Raw genomic sequence first — 23,972 nt, forward strand, 5'->3', positions numbered from 1 at the left:
CAGGATGGAAGCGGGGTGTCGCACGGCCCGAGACGGGCAGGGTGCCGGTGGAGAGCCCGGCACCGGCATTCGGACCGGAACCCCGGACCTTCGCCGCGACACCGACCGCCTCCCCCCGGAGACTCCCTGGCCGGTCACCGCGCGGTGTGCTGCGCGCGGCTGTCGGCAGGTCTTCGGGCTCTGGACATGGGCGAGAAAAGAGTGAAGAGGAGTGAGAAAAGAGTGGCGAACCGCCTTTTACTCTTCACTCACTTCTCTTCACTCTCTCCTTAACCTTTGCCTACTCCCCACCGCTTCCCAGGGCCGTGCCCCAGTGCCATGACGGGTTTCGTTTCCACTACCGCTGCGGGGCAGCGCCGGCTTTGGTCCGCCTTTCGAAGGCGGGTACCGCACCGGACTTCCCTTTTAAGCTGCGCCGGCCACGAGGACCGGTGCAGCACCGACGGACTCAACATAGTGGGGTAATGCCGATCCGTCAACACGATATGTGGTGGAAAGTGGAGCGAGTAGAACCTTGACAAAACCGATGCCGCCGCCCCGCCGGTGGTGTAGCCTCGCTAGCAGCTGAACGGGATGGGCGGATGCAATGGAAGGATTGATCGTGCTGCTGGTGCTGGCGGTACTGCTGGTGCCGGTGTTGCTGGTCGTGGCGCTGGTCCTGATCGCCGGATTGCGGTCAAGGGTCGCCGTCCTCGAGAACCAGGTCGCATCGCTCCGGACCGCGCGGAGCACCGTGTCCGATACCGGGGCGACGCTTGCGAAGGCTGCGGCCATGAGGCCCGATGCTCCGCCGTCAGTCGCGCCAGCCCCGGCTCCGCGGTCGCCTGCTCCAGAACAGGCTGCTCCAGAACAGGCGGCTTCAGAGCAGGCCGCTCCAGAACAGGCCGCTCCAGAGCAGCCTGCGCGTCCCGCGCCGGCCACGCCACCCCCTGCTCCGATGCCGCCGCCGCTGCCGCGTGCGCCCGCGGCCGCGTCGTCCCCGCCACCTGTCGCCGGGCCTGCGCCCGTCCGCCCGGGTCCCGATCCACTCGATGTGCTCGTGCGTGCGGTGAAGCGCTGGTTCACCGAGGGCAACGTGCCGGTCAAGGTCGGCATGCTGGTGTTGTTCGCCGGCGTCGCGGCATTGCTCAAGTACGCCAGCGATCAGGGCTGGATGAGCTTTCCGATCCAGTTGCGCCTGGCCGGCGTCGCCGCGGCGGGGCTGGCCGCGCTGGTGTTCGGCTGGCGCCAGCGCGAACGTCGGCGCAGCTTCGGCCTGAGCCTGCAGGGTGGGGCGATCGGCGTGTTGCTGCTGGTCGTGTTTGCCGCGTTCAAGCTGTATCCATTGCTGCCACCGGGCGCCGCGTTCGCGCTGAGCATCGTGCTGGTGGCCGGTGCGGGCGTGCTGGCCGTGGCCCAGAATTCGGTCGCGCTGGCGATACTGGGCATCCTCGCCGGGTTCCTTGCACCGCTGTGGCTTTCCACGGGCGGCGGCAACCATGTCGCGCTGTTCGGCTATTACGCCGTGCTCAACGCGGCGATCTTCGCGATCGCCTGGTGGCGACCGTGGCGCGCGCTGAACCTGCTCGGTTTCGTGTTCACCTTCGGCATCGGCACGCTGTGGGGCGTGCTGCGCTACCGCAGCGAGGACTTCGCCTCGACCGAACCGTTCCTGCTGCTGTTCTTCGCGTTCTACCTGCTGATTCCGATCCTGTACGCACGCCGTCGCCCGGCCGGGCATCGCGACCTGGTCGATGGTTGCCTGGTCTTCGGCATGCCGCTGGTGGCGTTTTCGCTGCAGGCCGGCCTGCTCGAAGGGCAGCGGATGGCGTTGGCGTTCTGCGCGCTCGGCCTGGCCGCGATCTATGCCGCGCTGGCGTGGGCGTTGCGGCGTCGCGAGCACTTCGCCGCGCTGGTGGCCCCCTACGCGGTGCTGGCGGTCGGCTTCGCGACGCTGGCGGTGCCGCTGGCGCTTTCGGCACAGGCCACGGCCAGCGTGTTCGCGCTTGAGGGTGCGGCGCTGGCATGGCTGGGACTGCGGCAGCAGCGACGGCTGCCGCAGGTCGCGGGCGTATTGCTGCAGCTGGCGGCTGCGGCGAGCTTCATGATCGGTTACCCGGGGGCCGCCCCGACGATGGCCGTGGCCAACGCCGGTTTCACCGGTGCCTTGTTGATCGCGCTGGCCGGCTTTGCCAGCGCCTGGAGTTACTGGCACGCCGGCCAGCGCCCGCAGTCGATGCCGTACTACCTGTGGGGATTGGCCTGGTGGTGTGGGAACGGCCTGAACGAGATCGACCGTTTCATCGCCGCGGAACAACGTGCCGATGTCGTCCTGATGTGTGTTGCGGCCAGTACCGCTCTGGCGGCGCTGTTCCAGCGTCGCATCGCGGCACCGGCCCTGGCCTGGACCGTGGTGGCCGGGCTGGCGGCGGCATTGCCGCTGGCGCTGGCGCAGGACGCCGCGCATGCGCATCCGTTCGCCGGCCTGGGCGCGCTCGCCTGGGCACTGTATGCGGTGCTGGGGGGGTATGCGCTGCATGGCATGCGCAAGCAGGCAGGACCGGCGCCGGGATGGGCGCATGCGGCGTGGCTGGCCGCGTGGCCGCTGGCGCTCGGGCTCGGCCTGCACGAACTCGCCCTACGGCTCCAACTGGGCGATGGATGGCGCATCGCGCTCGCGGCGCTGCCATGGCTGGCGGTCGCGGCCGCCCTGCAGTGGCGACCGGCCTGGGTGGCATGGCCGCTGACGCAGCGCTTCGGTCAATGGCGCGCGCCGTTGCAGTGCGGGTTCCTGCTGCTCCTCGCGATCGTGTTCCTGGCCGGATTGAAGCTCCCGGGTAATAGCGCTCCGTTGCCGTGGCTGCCGCTGCTCAACCCGCTGGACCTGTTCCAGGTTGCCGTGCTGGTTGTGGTGGCCGCGGGAATGCGGGCGACGCCGGTCGGCTCCACCCTGCATACCTGGCGCATGCCGGCGGTGGCGGCGACCGGGTTCGTGCTGGTCAGTGCCATCACCCTGCGCGCGACCCATCACTGGGGAAGCGTCGAATGGGGTGCGGGGATGTTCTCCAGCAGCCTGGTGCAGACGGCGTTGACCGTGGTCTGGAGCATGCTTGGCGTGCTTGGCTGGATATTCGGTTCGCGCCGCGGCCAGCGCACGCTGTGGCTGGCGGGTGCTGTGTTGATGGCCGTGGTGCTGGCGAAGCTGGTGCTGATCGACCGCCAGCACCTCGGCAACCTGCTCGGCATCGTATCGTTCATCGCCTACGGCCTGTTGTGTACCGCGGTGGGTTACTTCGCACCCGCACCGCCACGGTCACCCGGGTCCAGGCCGGACAACACCGGGGAGGTCGCATGAACACGATTGCGTCGTTGTTGGTCCGTGCATGCCTGGCCGCGCTGCTGCTGCCATCGATCGCGATGGCGACAGGACCGGAAGGCTACGGCTGGGAATGGCCGCTGACGCTGTCCCGGGACGATGGCGGTGCCTACCGGGCAACGCTGGACGAGTCGGTCTATCGCCGGATCCAGGACCCGCGGATGCGCGACCTGGAGGTGTTCGATGGCGAAGGCCTGTCCGTCCCCGCTGCGGTCTTCGAACCGGAGCAGCCGCTGGCGCAGTCACCGCGGCGACTGGCCCTGTCATGGTTCACGCTGCCTGCACCGGCTCCCGGCGCGGCACGGCGTTGGGAGCTGGTCAGTGAGGCCGATGAAGACGGTCGCCTGCGCCGGGTCGAGGTGCGTGGCGGCACCGCGCCGGATCCGGCCGCGGGCACCGCGTTGCTGGTCGACCTGAGCCGGGTACGTGAAGCCGTGGTCGCGCTCGAGTTCGAATGGAACGCAACCGATGCGCTCGATCTCGGCTACCGGGTCGAGGCCAGTGACGATCTGGATCACTGGCAGTCGCTGGCGGCGCGCGGGCGGCTGATCGATCTCCAGCGCGAAGGGCGGCGCCTCCTGCATCGCCGCATCGAGCTTTTCGGCCTGCTGCCGCACCACCAGCGTGCGCGCTATCTGCGGCTGACACCCGACCGCCCCGACCAGGTGGTCGAGATCACCGCCCTCAAGGCGATATTCGCTCCGCCCCCGGCCAAGGCCGCCCTGCAATGGGTCGAACGCGCACCCGCACGCGCGGCATCGGCGGACGGGCGGGTCCACGAATACACCCTCGACGGACGCTTTCCGATCCGGCAGGTGGACGTCGCCCTGTCTGGCAACCATGCCGTCGAATGGCGGCTGGAAAGCCGCGACTCGACCGATGCGGACTGGCAGCTACGCACCGGCCCGTGGATGACCTACCAGGTCGGTGCCGGGAACGGAGGTCGCTCCGCCGCACGCGAACTGCCCATGGTGCTTCGCGACCGCTACTGGCGCCTGAGCGCGAACGGGCCGGTCAATGGCGAACCGGCGCTGCGGTTCGGGTACGCCCCGGAGGTGGTCGTGTTCCTGGCGCAGGGTGCTCCGCCGTACGTGCTCGCGGCCGGCAGCACGCGTGCCCGTCGCGCGGACTCACCGTTGCCGCGGCTGGTCGAGACGCTGCGCGCGCAACAGGGAGACGACTGGCAGCCCGCGGCGGCCTGGCTGGGAACATCGAGGGTGCTGGCGGGCGACGCCGCGCTGGCGCCGGTACGGGATTGGACGTCCTGGCTGCTCTGGAGCCTGCTGGTGCTCGGTGCCCTGGTGGTGGCCGGGTTCGCATTGAGCCTGCTGCGCCCGGGACGCGGGCCATCGCAGTCTCCGGAAGGGACCGCGGCTGCGCCTCCGGAAACCGACACGGTCGCCAGCCGGGAGGGCCACGGGGACGAGGCCGGGTCCGGCCCATCCGATAACAGTTCCTGAGCCCTGCGGTTTCAATCCGGAGGCCGGGCCGCGACAATAGCGGGCTCGCGCGTTGCGCGTGCCTCCATTCTGCGCGTCCTTAATCCAGGAGCTGTCCATGCCCATCCTCCGCATGACCGACCTCGACCTCGCCGGCCAGCGCGTGCTGATTCGCGAAGACCTCAACGTGCCGATCAGCGATGGCCGGATCACTTCCGAGCAGCGCATCCTCGCCGCGCTGCCGACGATGAAGCTGGCATTGGAAAAGGGCGCGGCAGTGATGGTCACCTCGCACCTGGGCCGGCCGAAGGAAGGGCAGTGGAGCGAGGCCGATTCGCTTGCGCCGGTCGCGAAGCGGTTGTCCGAACTGCTCGGCATCGAGGTGCCGCTGGTGCGCGATTGGGTCGACGGTGTCGAGGTTGCGCCGGGTCAGCTGGTGCTGCTGGAAAACTGCCGCATGAACGTCGGCGAGAAGGCCGATGACGAGGCGCTGTCGAAGCAATACGCCGCGCTGTGCGACGTGTTCGTGATGGACGCGTTCGGCACCGCGCACCGTGCCCAGGCCTCGACCCACGGCGCGATCCGCCACGCCACGGTTGCCGCCGGCGGCCCGCTGCTGATGGCCGAGCTCGATGCACTTGCGAAGGCGCTCGACAACCCGGCGCGGCCACTGCTGGCGATCGTCGCCGGCTCCAAGGTCAGCACCAAGCTGGAGCTGCTGTCGTCGCTGGTGGGCAAGGTCGACCAGCTGATCGTCGGCGGCGGCATCGCCAACACCTTCATCGCCGCGATGGGCTACGGCGTCGGCAAGTCGTTGGTCGAAATGGACCTGGTCGATACGGCAAAGCAGATCATGGCCGATGCCAGGGCGCGCGGCGCCGACATTCCGTTGCCGGCCGACGTGGTCGTCGCTCCGGCCTTCGCCGCCGATGCGCCGGCCACGGTCAAGCCGGTCGATGCGGTCGGTGCCGACGAGATGATCCTCGACATCGGCCCGGACACCGCCAAGGCCTATGCCGAACTGATCGGCAAGGCCGGCACCGTGGTCTGGAACGGCCCGGTCGGCGTGTTCGAGTTCGACGCCTTCGGCAAGGGCACCGAGGCCCTGGCGCGTGCGATCGCCGCGGGCAACGCATTCTCGATCGCCGGCGGTGGCGACACCCTGGCCGCGGTCGACAAGTACGGCATCGCCGATGACGTCAGCTACATCTCCACCGGCGGCGGCGCGTTCCTCGAATTCCTCGAAGGCAAGGAGTTGCCGGCAGTGGCGGCGCTGAAGGCGCGGGGCTGATATCCGGCGCCGGAAGCGGTGATGGACGATAACTTCTACAGGAAGGAATGCTGAAATGCCCGGACATTGGACCCACACTTTCTCCTTCGCCACAGGGGCCGTGCGTTTTCATGACTTGACCTATGTCGCGATGAGCGGCGATGAACTGGATCGTGAAAAGATTTCACATGCCTACTTCTCGGAGTGGGATGCGGGCACCTGGCGCGACCTTGGGAAAACGTCATGGCCGATCGCGGGCATGGCCATTGCCAGAAAGCCCATGCAACAGATGTGTGCCGTGGGCCTTTACGGCCAGGTCAAGCTGGCCGGTAGCGGCGATCTCCATGAAGAGCAGATCGGCACAAGTCCGGACGCCATCAGAGCGCGTGGCCCGCTGCGCGGGGTACGCACCATCGGCGAACATGTGTATGCCGTCGGGATGAACCGCCAGGTTTGGCGCCGGGACGATGCCCATCAATGGCGTTCCATCGACGAGGGTGCCCGCCCGGCGACAGACAGCCATGCAGTGGTCGGTTTCGAGGCAGTGGATGGATTCTCCGAAACGGATATTTATGCTGTGGGTTGGGATGGCGAGATATGGCACTACGACGGCAGTGCCTGGCAGCAGAAACCGAGTCCCACCAACATCGTGCTGACCCGGGTGCTCTGTGCGGATGACGGCACGGTCTATGCTTCGGGTCGCAAGGGACTGCTGCTTGGCGGGCGTGGCGACAGTTGGGAGGTCATCGATCATGCAAGCATGATCGACGATATCTGGGATCTCGCCTGGTATCAGGACAAGCTGTATCTATCGACCATGTACGGACTGTTCACACTCGACCAGGACAAGCTCCTGGCGGTCGATTTCGGTGAAGATTTGCCGGATAGCTGCTATCGCCTCAGCGCCTCCGATGGCGTGCTGTGGTCGATCGGCAGCAAGGACATCATGGCCTTCGACGGTGACAGTTGGGCGCGTATCGATTGATGAGCGCCGAGCGTGTCCTGGTCGTTGATCCGTCCTGCGTCGCGGCTTTGGTAAGGAGCAGGCAGGGATGAGCGCATCGACCCGGGAGCCAGGCGCGCTCCTGTCCCGCCTGTCTGCATTGGCGCAACATGAAGGCGACACCCCGTATCTGCGGGTCCGCGCACGTGCCGCCCATGCATTGAGCGCCGTGCAGATCGACAGCGCCATCATCACGGTGCTGCTGGAAGGCATCAAACGGGTGCGCGATCGTGGCGGCGAATGGCGAAGCGTCGAGCCGGGCCAGCTGCTGCTGGTCCCGGGTGCGCGCATGCTGGATGTCGAGAATGTTCCGGACGAAACCCGGGGACGCCCCTATCTTTCCGTCTGCATCACCCTGGGACAGGAGCTTCTGGATGCGGCGCGGCTGCTGCTGCCGGACACCCGTCATGCGATCGCCGATGGCGTGGCAGTCGAGCCGTTGGGCGACTTCGCCGCGGATCTGGAGGCGTGGTGCGATGCGATCGCGACCGGAAACGATACCCAGGCGCGCTATGCGCTGGTGGGCGCCGTGCTGGGGCTGTGTTCGCGCGGGCATGTCGGGGTATTGAAACCGCCAGCGCCGACGCTCGCACAGCGCATCCGCGGACTGGTTGCAGGCGACCCGGCCCGCGACTGGCGCTCGGATCTGCTGGAATCGGCGCTGGACATGAGCGGAGCCACGCTGCGCCGACGCCTCGCGGCGGAAGGGACGTCATTGCGCAATGTCGTTGCCGACGCCCGGCTGGCGCATGCGCTGATGCTGCTGCAGGGCACGTCGCTGCCGGTGAAGACGGTCGCGCACCGGGTCGGGTATGCGTCGGTGTCGAGCTTCGTGAAGCGCTTCGGCGAGCGCTACGGGATCGAACCATCGCGCGTGTCAGCGGCCTGATCGGTTCGCGCACGATTTCGAGCGTTTCGCGCCGGCTGGCAGGACTAGATTGGGGCCCTACCGATCGTGGAGCCCGTGATGACGCGCAGCATTCCCTTGTTTGTTTCCCTCACAGCGGCGTTGGCCGCGATGCCGGCATCGGCGGCGGACGAAGTCGATGGCGTGCGGCTGTACGCGCTCGATTGCGGCCGCCTGGAGTTCAGGGACATGACCATGTTCTCGGATACCGGCGAATACGACGGCAAGCCCGAGTCGCTGGTCGATACCTGTTTCCTGGTGCGTCATCCCAAGGGCACGTTGATGTGGGATACCGGCCTGGGCGACGCGATGGCGGAGCACGAGGACGGCGTGAACTTCGGGGACAGCCTGACGATGCATGTCGATGTGCGGCTGGTAGAGCAGCTCGATCGGATCGGGTTGCGTCCGGCCGACATCACCTACGTGGCCTTCTCGCACCTGCATTTCGACCACACCGGCAATGCGAATCTGTTCAGCGACTCGACCTGGATCACCAGCAACGCGTCGGTGGCCTGGGCGATGCAGGATCCGGCACCGTTCGGTGTCGATCAGGACTCGTTCTCGGCCCTGATGTCCGCAAAACGCCAGCAGATCGACGGAGACCACGATGTGTTCGGCGACGGCACCGTGCGCATCCTGAAAACACCGGGCCATACGCCAGGCCATCAATCGCTCGAAATCTCGCTGGCCGAGGCCGGCACGGTCATCCTCTCCGGCGACCTGTACCACACCCATGCCAACCGGCACGGGCAGCGCGTGCCCCGGATCAATGTCGACCGCGCCGATACGCTTGCCTCGATGAATCGTGTCGAGGCGATCGTGGAGAATACCGGTGCGCGTTTCGTCATTCAGCACGACCGGAAGGATTTCGAATCCTTGCCGAAATTCCCGGCCTATCTGGATTGATTGCCGGCAGCCGCATCACAGCAACAGCAGGCAACCGCCGATCACCACGCCGGTGACAACCAGCTGGATCAGGCAGAAGCCCATGATGTCGCGTGCCTTCAATCCGGCCAGTGCGAGCATCGGCAGCGCCCAGAACGGCTGGATCAGATTGGTCCAGGCATCGCCCCAGGCCACGCCCATCGCGACCTTCGCCACGTCGGCGCCCAGCGCTTCGGCGGCTGGCACCATGATCGGTGCCTGTACCGCCCACTGACCACCGCCGGAGGGCACGAACACGTTCAGCACGCCACCGGCGATGAAGCTCCAGAACGGCAGGGTGTCTGCATCGGCTACCGAAACGAAAGACTGCGACAGCGTTGCCGCCAGCCCCGACTTGACCATGATTGCCATGATCCCGGCATAGAACGGGAACTGGATGACGATGCCGGCGCCGCCCTTGATCGCCAGTTGCAGACTGGCCAGCAGCCGGCGCGGGGTGCCGTGCAGGACGATCGCCAGCATCAGGAAGCCGAAGTTGACGATGTTGAGGTTCAGACCGCCGCCGCCGATGAAATGGTCGACAAGGAAGCCGATCCCGGCCAGTCCGACCAGCCAGGCCAGCAGGCGGCTGTCCTCGAGGCGATCGGCAGGCTGGCGCGGTCCCTGCGGCGGCGGCACAGGTTTCCCGTCGCTGTGTCCGGACCCGGGCCGGTGGAACACCGATTCCTCCGGCGCCGGCAGCATCCAGCGGTTGACCAGCGGCACCAGCACGAACAGCAGCGCGACGATGGCGAGGTTGTAGAACGCGAAGATCGTTTGCGAGGTCGGCACCACGCCCATCGCCCCGGCCATGAAGTGGCCTTCGGTCGCGATGGTCAGCGGGATCGAGCCGGCCAGGCCGCCATGCCAGACCACGAAGCCGGAATATGCACTGGCCACCAGCAACCGGTAATCGACCCGCACCTGCGCCGCCAGTTCGCGCGCGAACAGCGCGCCGACCACCAGGCCGAAGCCCCAGTTGATCCAGCTCGCCGTCAGCGATACCAGGCTGACCAGCACGATGGCCATGCCCGGACCGCGCGCCAGCTTCGCCAGCCATTGCAGGCCATGCTTCACCGGCGGCGTGCTGGCGAGCATGAAGCCGGTCACCAGCACCAGCAGCATCTGCATCGAGAACGCCAGCAACTCCCAGAAGCCGCCGCCCCACATCCGCAGCACCGCCAGTGGCGTCTGCCGTTCGACCAGCATCGCCGCCGTCGCCGCGACCAGGGTCAGCAGCAACACCAGCAGGTAGGCATCCGGCAGCCAGCGTTCGACCAGGCGGACGGCAGGGCGTGAGAGACGGTTGAGCATGGCTACCCCGGTGGATGGCGTGCCGGCCGGCGCCGGCCGGGTGGACACTGTCGATGCACGCTAGCCGAAATCGCGGGCGCGGTGAAATATCCGCCGCCCGGCCACGCTGGTCTTTTTTGGCCGCGGACATTCCATACCAGTGCATCGCGAGCCTGCATCGAGGGTGTTTTTCCAAGCGTCATTCAACCCGAATCGACGATCAGCTGTGCTAGCGTCGCGGGGCTCATCGGGAGGCCCGCAACACAATGACCACGCAACAACGTCGCACCAAGATCCTTGCAACCCTTGGCCCGGCCACCGACCCGCCGGGCATGCTCGACCAACTGCTCAAGGCCGGTGTCGACGTGGTGCGCCTGAACTTCTCCCACGGCGATCCGTCCTCCCAGCTGGCGCGGGCCGAGGCCGTGCGTGCGGCGGCGAAGCGGGTCGGTACCGAAGTCGGCATCCTCGCCGACCTGCCGGGACCGAAGATCCGCATCGAGCGTTTCGCCGAAGGCAGGGTCGAATTGAAGACCGGTGATGCCTTCGACCTGGTCGCGAGCGAAGACGCGCCCATGGGCAATGCGCGCGAGGTCGGGGTCAGCTACCTCGACCTGCCCGGCGATGTCGCCCCGGGCGACACCCTGCTGCTCGACGACGGCCTGATGCAACTGCGCGTCGAGCGCGTGGAAGGCGCGCGCATACATTGCATCGTGCTCAATGACGGCGTGCTGTCCGATCGCAAGGGCCTGAACAAGCTCGGCGGCGGGCTGTCGCTGGGCGCGCTGACCGAGCGCGATCGCGAACTGATCAAGGTCGCCGCCGAGGCCAACGTCGATTTCATCGCGGTGTCGTTCTGCCGCAATGCCGCCGACATGGACGAAGCGCGCCGCGTCGCCCGCGAAGCCGGTTGCGATGCGGCGATGGTGGCCAAGGTCGAACGCGCCGAGGCGATCGCCAACCTCACCGAGATCGTCGACGCCAGCGACGTGGTGATGGTCGCGCGTGGCGACCTCGGCGTGGAGATCGGCGATGCCGAGTTGCCCGGCCTGCAGAAGAAGATCATCAAGGAGTCGCTGGCGCGCAACAAGGTCGTGATCACCGCCACCCAGATGCTGCAGTCGATGGTGGAAAGCCCGATCCCGACCCGTGCCGAGGTGCTCGACGTTGCCAATGCGGTCATCGACGGCACCGACGCGGTAATGCTGTCGGCCGAATCCGCCGCCGGCCGCTACCCGGTCAAGGCGGTCGAGGCGATGGTGCGCATCTGCCTTGGCGCCGAGCGTCAGTTCGCTCACGACACCGATTTCGAAGCCGCGCCGCGCAACCTGCAACGTGTCGACCAGGCGATCGCGATGGCCGCGATGTTCCTGACCGAGCACATCGGCCTGCGCGCGATCGTGGCGATGACCGAGTCCGGCGGCACCGCGCGTTTCCTGTCGCGGTTCCGCTCAGGAGCGCCGATCTACGCATTCTCGCGCCACGCCGGCGCGCGCCGGCGCATGGCGATGATGCGCGACGTGTTCCCGATCGACTACGACAGCCGTGGCCAGACCCCGGGCGAGGCCGGCCGCGGCTCGATCGCGCGCCTGGTCCAGGCTGGCCTGCTGGAACCCGGCGAGCGGGTGGCCTTCACCAGCGGCGAGCGCATGGAACATCGCGGCGCCACCAACACCCTGCGCCTGCTGCAGGTCGGCCCGGACGGCGAGGCCGAGGGGCTGGGGGAACTGTAGCCAGCTTGTCAGTTGCCAGCCGGCGCCTCCCGCCGGCATAAGCGACTGGTATTGAAATTCGCCCCGTCTGGTTTGCAAGTCTTTGATTGCAGGCGATGCGGATGCGGCGAAGTCACCCGGTCAAGGCTATAATGCGCGACTTCCCACCCGCCTCCTGCAGGACACCCATGAGCATCGAACAGCTTGCCGAAACCGCCCAGGCCATGGTCGCCCCGGGCAAGGGCATCATCGCCATCGACGAGTCCACCGGCACGATCGCCAAGCGCTTCGCCGGCGTCGGCGTCGAGAACACCGAGGAAAACCGCCGCGCCTATCGCGAGCTGCTGCTCACCACGCCGAAGCTGAGCGACTACATCTCCGGCGCGATCCTGTACGACGAAACCCTGCGCCAGTCGACGAAGGATGGCGTGCCGTTCGCCAAGGTCATGACCGATGCCGGCATGATTCCGGGCATCAAGGTCGACAAGGGCGCCCACGCCCTGGCCGGCTGCCCCGGCGAGCTGGTCACCGAAGGCCTGGATGGCCTGCGCACCCGGCTGGAGGAGTACTACAGGCTCGGTGCCCGCTTCGCCAAGTGGCGCGCGGTGATCAACATCGGCGACGACATCCCGACCGGCACCTGCATCGACGCCAACGCCCACGCGCTGGCCCGCTATGCCGCGCTGTGCCAGGAGCAGGGCCTGGTGCCGATGGTCGAGCCGGAAGTGATCATGGACGGCAGCCACGACATCGACGAGTGCTTCCAGGTCACCGAGGCCGTGCTGCGCTCGCTGTTCGCCTCGCTGTACGACCATAACGTGATGCTGGAGGGCACCATCCTGAAGGCCTCGATGGTGCTGCCGGGTACCACCAGCGGTGAAGACGCCAGCGTCGAGGAAGTGGCCGCAGCGACCCTGCAGTGCCTCAAGTCGACCGTGCCGGCGACCCTGACGGGCATTGTGTTCCTGTCCGGCGGTCAGTCCGACGAAGCCGCCACCGCACACCTGGACATGATCAATCGCATGGGCCCGAACCCGTGGCCGCTGTCGTTCTCCTACGGCCGCGCGATGCAGCAGGCCGCGCTGAAGCTGTGGTCGCAGGACATCGTCAACAACGTCGCCGCCGCGCAGCAGACCGTCTACGAGCGCGCCCGCGACAACGGCCTGGCCGCACTGGGCGAGTGGCAGAAGGCCGCGTAAGCCCAACCTGCCCACGCAGTCCCCGGAGCGCCGGCCTCGTGTCGGCGTTCTGCTTTCTGGAGCGCGGTGGCGGAAACATGCTTTTGCGCGTCCTCCTCGAGGGCGCGCGCAGGACAACCACAAAGCGCTTCATTCGGCGCGATAACGAAACCAGGGAGCTGTTGATGGAAGATCGGTGCGGGAATGGGCTCGCGAGGATGCTGGCGCTTGTATTGACGGTGGCGATGTCCGTCGCTGCCGGGGGCGCCCGGGCCGGCGGGAATGCCGGCGACGAGGATGTCTATCTGGTCGACCTGCAGCTGCAGGTTTCAAACCATGGCAGCAGTGCCAGCCTGCGCCAGAAAACACTCAACGCCGTGAGCCAGCGGACCGACGGAGCAGGCCGGATCACCCAGCGCGTACGCCTGCTGTGGATGAAGATGCTGGGTGGCGGATACAGCAAGTCCACCCTGGAGCTGGACATGGACGATCCCGACGATGCGGAGATGGCGCGCGTGCTGGGTGCCGGCTTCGAACTGAGCCTGGATGCCAAGGGGCGGGTGCTGGACCTGTCAGCGGTCGACAAGGTGGCGTGGGAGCGGATCACGACGCGCAATCCGCGAATGGCGCAACAGTTCGACTTGCAGCAGGCAACCGGAATGAGGCCGTTCGTCCTGCCGAAGCGGCTGCGCCGCGGGCAGCGCCTGCGCTTCGTCGACAACCTGTCCGGAGCCGACCCCATGCGATGGGAGCTGCAGGTGCTCCAGCTCTCTGCCGGCGAGGCGTTTCTGGACGTCCGTGGCGAGAGCGGGCAGTTGCAGGTTGAAGGGCGGCAGGTGGTACGCCGGCATGACGGCTTGCCGCTTGAAGCCTGGCTGCGATTGCTGGTGCCGTCCATCGACGATGAGCCCGAGGTGAGGACGCGTCTGTACATGGTCAACCTGCGTCACCTGCCCGGGCTGGGGAGCTGGCTGGAACATCCGATCGAACTCGCGCACGAGCACGAGCGTGGGTACGAGTCGCTTCTGGCAGAGCCGCCGTTCGCCGGCGAGCCCGACGAAGGCGAAGGTTACGAACTCGATCCGCAGGTCGAGGGCCGGTTGCTCCCATGGATGCTGGACGGAGCGGATCTGGCCGGGATGCAACGCGGTCTGGTGATGATGCTCAAGCCGGCCGACTACCGTCACTCGCGGCCGACGCTGGCCCTGGGTGCGCAACTGGCTCCGCCGCAGGCGCGGACCGATGCCCCTGCGATGCGGCCGTTGGTGATGGGCCGGTTGACCGGCTCCGAGCTGCTCGACAGGTCGGGCCAGCCGCTGCAGGGGGTGGAATCGTTGCCGATCGCTCTGGGGCGCAGCTGGTTACTCAACGGCGGTGACGAAGTCGATGAGAGCGCGCAGAAGTTTCCCTTGCGCTTGCCGTTGGACCTGAAGGCGGAGGCATTGCAGGCATTGGACCGGGTGCGCCTGTCGCTGGAGGTCGAAACCTATGCCTGGGACGGCGCTGAAACGGTGGCGGCCGGGCAGCAACCGCGGCATGGGGAGGCGCCGCGGATCGTCTGGGCCGGAAGACGACTGACTCTGAAACAGCCGCCACCGGCCGATGATCCGGACTCCGGGTTCGAGTTCCATGCCGTGCCGCTGGATGCGTCCGGGCGGCAGATTCCCCATGCACGCCTGTTCGGGGCCCGGCCCGACGAAGAGACCGCGCCATTGCTGGAGGACGTGCCGCGTCTGAGCTGGGAGCGGCGTCGGTTCCAGTGGGTGGTCGAGCTGGCCGCGGCCGAGCCGGTGGCGGCGGTGCGCCTGTACCGCTACCGGAGTACCCGGGTTCCGCAACAGTGGGATTTCCGCAATATCGATGGAATGACCGAAGGCGGGACCCTGGTCGGAACAAGACATGCCGCGGATCCCGGCATCCTGTCGGATTTCGACTATGTCGGGCAGGCGGCGCTGGCGAGTTTCGAAGTCGCCAGCATCGGTTATCCGTATCCGCCGTTGCAGGCGAAGGGCACTGCGGCGGCGCAGGCGTTGCGGTTCTGCGCCGTGGAGTCGGTTGAGGCCCATGCGGGTGTCGGGGTCGAGCCGGTACCGCCGGGCCAACTGTGGGATGAGGTCCTCAACAGTGCCGGGGGCGGGTGGAGGCTGCGCTTCGACGAACAATGGTACGAGGATGTCGATCGCGACTGGCCGGAGCAGTGGCCGTTGAACGTGCAGTGTCCGGTGCAGGTGCAGGTGCTGCGCGAGGATGTTGCCGACAGCCGCTGCTTCGAAGCGGCGGGCGATGGCTGGCTGCAGGTGCGACAGGCTTGCCGCGGTCGCATCGACAGCGAGGGCGGCACCCTGGTGGCGCGCGATGCGGACGGGCTGCCCCTGGCGCCGCTGCCGGCGGACGCGCGGGAACACGCATTGCGCTTCTGGGGCGAGCCGGTCGAGGTGGAGTACACCCTGCGCGATTCCCGGGTATTGCGACGGCAAGTCCGCCTGCCGCGCAGCGAAGGCGCAACCATGCAGGGCTGGTAAGCGCGGCCCGTCGGTCCCGGCCGTTCCCGGCACCGCATGGTGCCGGGAGGCCGCTCATCCCCGCGTGACCGGCGCCTGACGGTACTGTCGCGCCATCGCCGGGTCGAAGCAGCAGAATTGCATCTCCATCGGCCGGGTCGCGGCCGGCCAGCCATGCCTGTACGGTTTGCACCGCGGGCGGCACGCCTGCGCGAAGACCTCCAGAGGTACGCGCATGCTGTTCATGAACGTCATCTCCGCGGCAGGCGGAGGGTGCCACACTGCTTCCGGGCCGCGGGCGAGGGACACGGTTCTCCGGCCCCAGGCAGCGCCTTTGCCAAATCCGGCGGCATCCGACCAAAGGTGTCAACTAATAGCCCACGCGTGCGTTGGCTGCCGGTGTCAGACTTGTCGATCAGCCGGCTTTCGGGCCGTATTCCTCTCCACCATCATCGAGACCCGCATGTTTCCTCACCGCAACGCTCCTGCCGTCCGCCGCCTGGCCTGCCTGACCGGCGCGCTGCTGCTGGTCGCCGGCCTGGCCGCCTGCAGCCGTGGCGAACAAGGGGGTGCCGATGCGATGCCGGCGATCCCGGTCACCACCGTCGAGCTGCAGATGCAGTCCTGGAGCGATACGGTGCAGGCGTTGGGCACGGTCAAGGCGCACGAGTCGGTCACGGTCACGGCCAAGGTCAGCGAGACCGTGCAGCGGGTGCATTTCGAAAGTGGCCAGGAGGTCGCGGCCGGGGCGCCGCTGGTCACCCTCAGCGGCGACGTCCAGCAGGCCGCATTGACCGAGGCGCTGGCAGCTGCCGATGAGGCCGACCGCCTGTACAAGCGCCAGGACGAGCTGGCCCGGCAACAATTGATCGCGGCCTCGCAATACGATGCCCAGCGCGCGACCCGTGACGCCGCGCGCGCGCGCGTGCAGCAGATCCGCGCCCAGCTCGGCGACCGCGTGATCCGGGCACCGTTCTCCGGTGTGCTCGGCATCCGCCAGGTCAGTCCCGGTGCGCTGGTCACCCCGGGCACGCCGATCGCAACCCTGGACGACACCCGTCGCGTCTACGTCGATTTTCCGGTGCCGGAATCGCATCTGGCCCACCTGGCGGTTGGTCAGCGACTGGACGGGCGCACGAATGCCTGGCCCGAGCGCGGTTTCGAGGGGGTGGTCAGCACCATCGACGCGCGTATCGATCCGGCGACCCGCGCGGTGACCGTGCGCGGAGACTTCGACAATGCCGACCGCGCATTGCGCCCGGGCATGCTGCTGCAGGTGACCTTGAGCCGTCCGGAGCGGCTGGCGGTGGTGGCGCCGGAAATTTCGGTGGTGCAGGTCGGCAACAGTTCGTATGTGTTCCGGGTCACCGATGAGGGCACCGTCGAGCGCGTCGATGTCAGCGTCGGCTCGCGGCGCGAAGGCCAGGTCGAGATCGCCTCTGGCCTGGAGGCCGGCAACCGCATCGTCGTCGATGGGACCGGCAAGCTGAGGCCGGGCAGCCGAGTCCGTGAAGGTGCGTTGCCCGATGCGGATGCAGGTCCCCCTGGCGACCGGGCACGGCAACGTGTCCCATCCCAACAGCGTTGACAGGTCCTGAGCAATGAACTTCTCCGAACTCTCGATCAAGCGCCCGGTGTTCGCCACCGTGATGAGCCTGTTGCTGATCGTGCTCGGCGTGATCTCGTTCTCACGCCTGACCCTGCGCGAGTTGCCGGCCATCGACCCGCCTGTGGTGTCGGTGGACGTGCGTTATCCGGGAGCATCCGCGGCGGTGGTCGAGACCCGCGTCACCCAGGTGCTGGAGGACGCGTTGTCGGGCATCGAGGGCGTGGAGACGATCTCATCGCGCAGCGTCAACGGCCGCTCCAGCGTGACCATCGAGTTCACCCTGGACCGCGACATCGAGGCCGCCGCCAACGACGTGCGGGACAAGGTCAGTGGCGTTGCCGACCGCATGCCCGACGAAGCCGATCCGCCCGAGGTGGAGAAGGCCGACAGCGATTCGGACACGGTGATCTGGCTCAACATGAGCAGCACCACGATGGATACGCTGGAGCTGAGCGACTACGCCGAGCGCTACGTGGTCGACCGCCTGTCGAGTCTCGATGGCGTGTCCACGGTGCGGGTCGGCGGCCAGCAGCGCTATGCGATGCGGGTCTGGCTCGACAGCGACGCAATGGCAGCCCGCAACATCACCGCCAATGATGTCGAGGATGCGCTGCGCGCGGAGAACGTCGAGCTGCCGGCCGGACGGATCGAGTCGAGCGCACGCGATTTCACCCTGCGCCTGGCGCGCAGTTACCTTGCGCCCGAGGACTTCGTCGGCATTCCGCTGCGCAAGGGCGACGACGGCTACGTGGTGCGGTTGGGCGACGTGGCCCGGGTCGACCTGGCCTCGGCCGAGCGCCGCGCCTACTACCGCAGCAATGGCGAGCCGAACATCGGCCTGGGCATCAACAAGACCTCGACCGCGAACGCGCTGGAGGTGGCGCGCGCCGCCCGCGCCGAGGCCGAGCGCATCCAGCCGACCCTGCCGCAGGGTACCGACATCTTCGTCGCCTTCGACAGCACGCTGTTCATCGAAGCGGCGATCGATCGCGTCTACCACACCCTGGTCGAGGCGATCATCCTGGTGCTGCTGGTGATCTGGCTGTTCCTCGGCAGTTTCCGTGCCGCGCTGGTGCCGGCGGTGACGGTGCCGGTGTGCCTGGTCGCCGCTTTCATCCCGCTGTACGCGTTCGGTTTCTCGATCAACCTGCTGACCCTGCTGGCGGTGGTGCTGTGCATCGGCCTGGTGGTCGACGACGCGATCGTGGTGCTGGAGAACATCCAGCGCCGCACCGACCTGGGCGAGCCGAAGCTGGTCGCAGCCAAGCGCGGCACCAAGCAGGTCGCGTTCGCGGTGATCGCGACCACCGCGGTGCTGGTGGCGGTGTTCCTGCCGATCGGCTTCATGGAGGGCAACACCGGGCGCCTGTTCCGTGAGCTGTCGGTGGCGCTGGCCGGCGCGGTCGCGATCTCGGCCTTCGTCGCGCTGACGTTGAGTCCGATGATGGCCTCCAAGCTGGTGCGCCCGCACAGCGAGGAGAACTCCAACCGCGTGCATCGCTGGATCACCGCGCGGCTCGACGGCCTGGGCGTGCGCTATCGCCGCTTTCTCGACCACAGCGTCGAGAAACCATGGCTGTTCGGTGGGTTGATGGTGGTTGCGGTGGTGGCGATAGGCTTGTTGATGCGGGTGCTCCCGACCGAACTGGCGCCGGCCGAGGACCGCGGCGCCTTCTTCATCTCGATCGTCGGACCGGAGGGTGCGGGTTTCGACTACACCGTCGACCAGATCCAGCAGGTCGAGCAGATCATGGCCGAGCAGATCGCTGGCGACGGCAATGGGAAGCGTCCGATCCAGCGCGCCAACACCCGCGTGCCAGGCAGCTGGGGCGTCAGCGAGGAGATGCACACCGGCAACGTGATCGTGTTCCTGTCCGACTGGCGCGAACGTGACCTGAGCACGAACGAAGTGGTCGATCACCTGCGCAGCGAGCTGTCCCAGCTGACCGGCGTACGCGCGATGCCGCGCGTGCGTACCGGCCTGGTGCGCAGTGGCGGCCAGCCGCTGCAGATGGTGCTCGGCGGACCCAACTACGAGGAGCTGGCCGACTGGCGCGATCGCATCCTCGCCCGAATGGACGAGAACCCCAACCTGTACGGCGCGGATTCCGACTACAAGGAAACCCGTCCGCAGATGCGGGTGCGGATCGACAGCCAGCGCGCCGCCGACCTCGGTGTGAGCGTGAGCGCGGTCGGCCGCGCGCTGGAAACGATGATGGGCAGCCGTCGCGTCACCACCTTCGTCCAGGACGGCGAGGAATACGACGTGATCGTGCAGGCCGACAAACCGGCACGCGCCACCCCGGCCGATCTCGAGAAGATCCAGGTCCGTGCCCGCAACGGCGAGCTGGTGCCGCTGTCGAACCTGGTCACGCTGACCGAACTGGCTGAGCCGGGCAGCCTCAACCGCTTCAACCGACTGCGTGCGATCACCATCAGCGCCGGCCTCGCCGAGGGTTATCGCCTTGGCGATGCGATCGACTGGATCACCGGGATCGCGGACGAGGAACTGCCTGAATACGCCCAGATCGACTGGAAGGGTGAATCGCGCGAGTTCCAGAAGGCCGGCAGCGCGGTGATACTGACTTTCGCGATGGCCCTGCTGATCGTCTACCTGGTGCTGGCGGCGCAGTTCGAGAGTTTCATCCACCCGTTCGTGATCATGCTGACGGTGCCGCTGGGCGTGCTGGGCGCGTTGCTCGGCCTGATCGTCACTGGCGGCACGTTGAACCTGTTCAGCCAGATCGGCATCGTCATGCTGGTCGGCCTGGCGGCCAAGAACGGCATCCTGATCGTCGAGTTCGCCAACCAGTTGCGCGATGCGGGACGCAGCATCCACGAGGCGGTCGTCGAAGCTGCCGGCGTCCGCCTGCGGCCGATCCTGATGACCTCGATCGCGACCGTGGCCGGTGCGCTGCCGCTGGTGATCGCCGGCGGCCCCGGCTCGGCCAGCCGTTCGACGATCGGTGTGGTGGTGATCGCCGGCGTGTCGTTCTCGACCCTGCTGTCGCTGTTCGTGGTGCCGGTGTTCTATGTGTTGCTGGCGCGCTATACCCGCTCGCCGGATGCGGTGAAGAACGAGCTGGAGGCGCTGGAGAAGCAGACGCCGGAAGTGGGTGGGCTGGCCTGACCTCCCACCCGCGCGACATCGGACAGCACGGTACCGACCAGGATCACACCGGGCTGTTGCGGTACGAATTCCGGTGGAGCCTGGGTCAGTGCGGCCAGGGTGGTGAGTCGACGCTGCTCGCCGGGCTGGCTGGCGGACTGGACGATGGCGACCGGGGTGTCGGCATGCATGTGCATGGCAAGGCACGCAGCCAGCGACTGGATGCGGCGCATGCCCATGTAGATGGCGAGCGTGGTGCCGCTGCGGGCGAGCGCGGCCCAGTCGGGCTCGCCGTGGTCGTGGGTGTGGGCGGTGACGAAGGTGACGCCGTGGCAGTGGTCGCGATGGGTCAGCGACACCCCCAGCGCGGCGGCGGCGGCGAAGGCGGCGCTGATGCCGTTGATGACCCGGACGCGGATGCCGGCGGCCTGCAGGAATTCGATCTCCTCGCCGGCGCGGCCGAACAGCAGCGCGTCGCCGCCCTTGACCCGTACCACCCGCAGGCCCTGCAGGGCGTAGCGGCGCATCAGCCGGCAGATGAAGTCCTGCGGGGTGGAGCGACAGCCGGCGCGTTTGCCGACACGGATCACCCGCGCTCGGGCAGCGAATTCGACGATGTCCGGATTGACCAGTTCGTCGACCAGCAGCACTTCGGCCGCCGCCAGTGCCTTGACTGCCTTGAGCGTGAGCAGGTCGAGGTCGCCGGGGCCGGCGGAGAGCAGGGTGACCTCGGGTTTGGCTTGCATCGCGGACATCAGCGGCACTCCGTTTCAGATGACGTCATCTCCGCCTTCGCGGGGATGACAGTGTTGAATTTCTCCAACTGCAATGGCTCATGCCGGTTGTGCTTGCCGGGCAAGCCGGGTGAGCTGCGGAATGCAGGAGCCGCAGACGGTGCCGCAGCCCAGTTGTTGTTTGAGTTCGGCGACGCCGGCACCCATCGCGACGCACTCGCGGATCGTCGATTCGGCGACCTGGCGGCAGACGCAGACCACCGGGTCGCGGACGACGTCGACGGCCGCAGTGGAGAACGCCGCCAGCCGCGAGCCCTGCCAGGGGTGGCCTGACAGGACGCGTTGCAGCAATGACCCGAAGACTGCACCGGACCCGGTTTCGGTCCAGAGCAGGCCGTCGATGAAGCTGGTGTTGTCATCGGCACGCCAGGCCACGCGCTTGAGCAGGCCGCGGCGGGCATCGCGGTACTCGAGGGTGTCGGGGCCGGCGGCGAGATCCAGTGCATCGTCCAATGCCTGCAGCCATTGCATCGGCATTGGCGCGTCGGCGGCGATGCGCAGCACCAGCCAGGCCGGACCGTCGAATGCGTCCGCTTCGACGGTACGTTCGACATGCAGGCCGATGCCCGCATAACCACACGCCTTGAGTAGCGGTTGCACCGCTTTGCGCATCGCCAGCACGTCGCCGCGGCGCGCGGCCTGCAGGTGCCAGCCGAAACCGGCCTTCTCCACGCGCACCGCGGCGTGCTTCAACTCCGGTTGCTGCGAACGGCTGTCGGTGGCCGGTTGGCTGACCTCGTTGATGCCGCCGCTGGACAGGAACTGGCCGCTCCAGTGCATTGCGGCGAATACGGTGCCGGAGCCGACCTCGTCGCTCGGCTCCAGCGGCAGTACCAGCTCGCCGCGGGCGCTGGCCACGCGCACCAGTTCGCCGGCCTTGAGGCCGCGACGCGCGGCATCGTCGGGATGCATGTGCAGCGACGGTTCGGGGCTGTGGGCGAACAATTGCGGTACGCGGCCCGTGCGCGACATGCCGTGCCACTGGTCGCGCAGGCGGCCGGTCAGCAGGCGCAGCGGGTAGCGTGCGGAAATCGGTTCGGCCACCGGCCGGAATGGCGTGACATGGAAGCATGCACGGCCGTCGGCGGTGGCGAAGCGGCCGTCGGCATAGCGGCGCGCCTGGCCCTGCCGGCTGCCGCTGGGGAATGGCCACTGCTGCGGGCCATCGGCCTCCAGGCGCGCATGATCGAGGCCGCCGATGTCGAGGTCGCGGCCGATGGTCAACGCGGTGTGCTCGTCGAAGATCTGTGCCGGCGTATCGAAGGCGAACATCGGCCCGGTGCCCGGCCCGGCCAGGCGCGCCTCGATCCGGCGCGCGACCTCGCGCACGATCCACCAGTCATGCCGCGCCTGCCCCGGCGCCGGCACCGCCGCGCGCACGCGCGAGATGCGGCGCTCGGAGTTGGTGACGGTGCCATCCTTCTCGCCCCAGGTGGTGGCCGGCAGCAGCACGTCGGCGTAGGGCACGGTGTCGGTGTCGCGGAAGGCCTCCTGCACGATCACGTACTCGGCGCGCTGCAGGGCGTCGCGCACGCGGGCGATGTCGGGCATCGAATGCACCGGATTGGTGCAGGCGATCCATACCGCCTTGACCTTGCCGCTGCGCACCGCCTCGAACAGTTCCACCGCCGCCAGTCCGGGGCGCGGCGACAGGCTGCCCGGGGCCAGTTTCCATAGCTGCTCGACCTCGGCACGGTGGGTGGCGTTGGTGATATCGCGGTGTGCGGCCAGCATGGTCGCCATGCCGCCGACCTCGCGCCCGCCCATCGCGTTGGGCTGCCCGGTCAGCGAGAACGGACCGGCACCGGGCCGGCCGAGCTGGCGCGTGGCCAGATGCAGCTGGATCAGGGCGAGGTTCTTGTCAGTGCCGTGTGCGGACTGGTTCAGGCCCATGCAGTACAGCGACAGCGTGGCAGGGCTGCGGCCGAACCACTCGGCGGCGGTGATGAGGTCGGCAGCGGAAATACCGCAAATCTCGGCGGCCATGCGCGGGGTGTAGTCGCGCAGCAGCTGCTTGAGTTCGTCGAAGCCGGTGGTGTGGTGGGCGATGAAGTCCGCGTCCACCCATCCTTCCCAGATCAGGTGGTGGAGCATGCCGTTGAACAGGGCGACGTCGGTGCCGGGCTGGATGGCCAGGTGCAGGTCGGCCATTGCCGCGGTATCGGTGCGGCGCGGGTCGATCACGATCCAGCGCACGTCCGGGTCGCGCTCGCGCGCTTCCTCCAGCCGTCGGAACAGCACCGGATGTGCGTAGGCGGCGTTGCTGCCGGCGAACAACACGGTCTTCGCGTGCTCGAGGTCCTCGTAGCAGGTCGGTGGACCGTCGGCGCCGAACGCGAGCTTGTAGCCGGTCACCGCGCTGGACATGCACAGCCGCGAGTTGGTGTCGATGTTGTTGGTGCCGATCAGACCCTTGGCCAGTTTGTTGAAGACGTAGTAGTCCTCGGTCAGCAACTGCCCGGAGATGTAGAAGGCAACCGAGTCCGGCCCGTGCCGCTCGATGATGTCGGCCAGGCGCGCGGACACGGTGTCCAGCGCCAAGCCCCAGTCGACCGGGCGACGCTGCTCGTGGCGCTGCGCGCGCAGTTCCGGTTGCAGCACGCGGCCGTGCAGGTTGCGCGCGGTTTCGGCCAGGGTGCGGCCCTTGCTGCACAGGCGGCCGTGGTTGGCCGGGTGTTGCGGATCGCCCGCGACGCCGACGATACGCTCGCCCTCGCTCTCGATCAGCACGCCGCAGCCGACGCCGCAGTAGCAGCAGGTCGAGCGCGTGACCGTGCGCGCGGAGCGAGCGGGGCCGGCACCATCCATCAGGCGGCCTCAACAAACCCGTCATCCCCGCGAAGGCGGGGATCCATGGACGTCATGCCATGAAATAACA

At 67.7% G+C, this 23,972-nt stretch carries 14 protein-coding genes and 1 riboswitch; of the genes, 11 read left to right on the forward strand and 3 right to left on the reverse strand.

Going from position 1 to position 23,972, the window contains the following annotated elements:
- Positions 1-147 precede the first annotated feature (147 nt).
- Positions 148-459, reverse strand: a riboswitch (cobalamin riboswitch).
- A gap of 127 nt (positions 460-586) precedes the next feature.
- The 6 genes from FKV23_RS03165 to FKV23_RS03190 all read left to right on the forward strand — a co-directional run bounded on the left by FKV23_RS03165 (position 587) and on the right by FKV23_RS03190 (position 8,880).
- On the forward strand, positions 587-3,334 hold the full coding sequence (locus tag FKV23_RS03165; RefSeq protein ID WP_141622548.1) for a DUF2339 domain-containing protein: 2,748 nt from the start codon (positions 587-589) through the stop codon (positions 3,332-3,334).
- Positions 3,331-4,815, forward strand: a complete 1,485-nt coding sequence (locus FKV23_RS03170) for a DUF3999 domain-containing protein (RefSeq protein WP_141622549.1) — start codon at positions 3,331-3,333, stop codon at positions 4,813-4,815. The genes FKV23_RS03165 and FKV23_RS03170 overlap by 4 nt, the downstream gene beginning before the upstream one ends.
- Before the next feature lie 97 nt (positions 4,816-4,912).
- Positions 4,913-6,085 carry a phosphoglycerate kinase gene (locus FKV23_RS03175; protein ID WP_141622550.1) on the forward strand — a complete coding sequence of 391 codons (1,173 nt, stop codon included), beginning with the start codon at positions 4,913-4,915 and terminating at the stop codon, positions 6,083-6,085.
- 55 nt (positions 6,086-6,140) lie between these two features.
- The gene (locus FKV23_RS03180) at positions 6,141-7,049 is read left to right on the forward strand and encodes a WD40/YVTN/BNR-like repeat-containing protein (RefSeq protein WP_141622551.1); all 909 of its coding nucleotides are present in this window, start codon (positions 6,141-6,143) and stop codon (positions 7,047-7,049) included.
- A 67-nt stretch (positions 7,050-7,116) separates the two neighbouring features.
- On the forward strand, positions 7,117-7,956 hold the full coding sequence (locus FKV23_RS03185) for a helix-turn-helix transcriptional regulator (RefSeq protein ID WP_141622552.1): 840 nt from the start codon (positions 7,117-7,119) through the stop codon (positions 7,954-7,956).
- 78 nt (positions 7,957-8,034) lie between these two features.
- Positions 8,035-8,880 carry an N-acyl homoserine lactonase family protein gene (locus FKV23_RS03190; protein WP_141622553.1) on the forward strand — a complete coding sequence of 282 codons (846 nt, stop codon included), beginning with the start codon at positions 8,035-8,037 and terminating at the stop codon, positions 8,878-8,880.
- Positions 8,881-8,895: 15 nt separating this feature from the next.
- Here the strand turns inward: FKV23_RS03190 and FKV23_RS03195 are convergent, their stop codons facing one another.
- Entirely contained in the window at positions 8,896-10,212 is a 1,317-nt protein-coding gene (locus FKV23_RS03195) for a short-chain fatty acid transporter (protein WP_141622554.1), read from the reverse strand.
- Between the two features lie 245 nt (positions 10,213-10,457).
- On the opposite strand from FKV23_RS03195, the gene pyk reads away from it, so the two are divergent.
- The 5 genes from pyk (at position 10,458) to FKV23_RS03220 (ending at position 20,321) form a co-directional block, all read left to right on the forward strand.
- Positions 10,458-11,924, forward strand: a complete 1,467-nt coding sequence (gene pyk, locus FKV23_RS03200; RefSeq protein WP_141622555.1) for a pyruvate kinase — start codon at positions 10,458-10,460, stop codon at positions 11,922-11,924.
- A gap of 167 nt (positions 11,925-12,091) precedes the next feature.
- Positions 12,092-13,102 (forward strand): class I fructose-bisphosphate aldolase, encoded by a 1,011-nt coding sequence (locus FKV23_RS03205; protein ID WP_141622556.1) that lies wholly within the window; start codon positions 12,092-12,094, stop codon positions 13,100-13,102.
- A gap of 197 nt (positions 13,103-13,299) precedes the next feature.
- Positions 13,300-15,603 carry a hypothetical protein gene (locus tag FKV23_RS03210; RefSeq protein WP_141622557.1) on the forward strand — a complete coding sequence of 768 codons (2,304 nt, stop codon included), beginning with the start codon at positions 13,300-13,302 and terminating at the stop codon, positions 15,601-15,603.
- A gap of 442 nt (positions 15,604-16,045) precedes the next feature.
- Positions 16,046-17,170: an efflux RND transporter periplasmic adaptor subunit gene (locus FKV23_RS03215; RefSeq protein WP_141622558.1), complete on the forward strand. Its 1,125-nt coding sequence runs from the start codon at positions 16,046-16,048 to the stop codon at positions 17,168-17,170.
- 13 nt (positions 17,171-17,183) lie between these two features.
- A complete protein-coding gene (locus tag FKV23_RS03220) occupies positions 17,184-20,321 on the forward strand; it encodes an efflux RND transporter permease subunit (RefSeq protein ID WP_141622559.1) in 3,138 nt (1,045 codons plus the stop codon).
- On the opposite strand, the gene cobA is transcribed toward FKV23_RS03220, so the two are convergent.
- Together cobA and FKV23_RS03230 are read right to left on the reverse strand one after the other, a co-directional pair.
- The gene (gene cobA, locus FKV23_RS03225; RefSeq protein ID WP_141622560.1) at positions 20,240-21,055 is read right to left on the reverse strand and encodes a uroporphyrinogen-III C-methyltransferase; all 816 of its coding nucleotides are present in this window, start codon (positions 21,053-21,055) and stop codon (positions 20,240-20,242) included. The two genes, FKV23_RS03220 and cobA, sit on opposite strands and share 82 nt — an antisense overlap.
- A 78-nt stretch (positions 21,056-21,133) precedes the next feature.
- Positions 21,134-23,902 (reverse strand): nitrate reductase, encoded by a 2,769-nt coding sequence (locus tag FKV23_RS03230; protein WP_141622561.1) that lies wholly within the window; start codon positions 23,900-23,902, stop codon positions 21,134-21,136.
- Positions 23,903-23,972 lie beyond the last annotated feature (70 nt).

The organism is Lysobacter alkalisoli (genome assembly GCF_006547045.1).
GTDB lineage: Bacteria > Pseudomonadota > Gammaproteobacteria > Xanthomonadales > Xanthomonadaceae > Marilutibacter > Marilutibacter alkalisoli.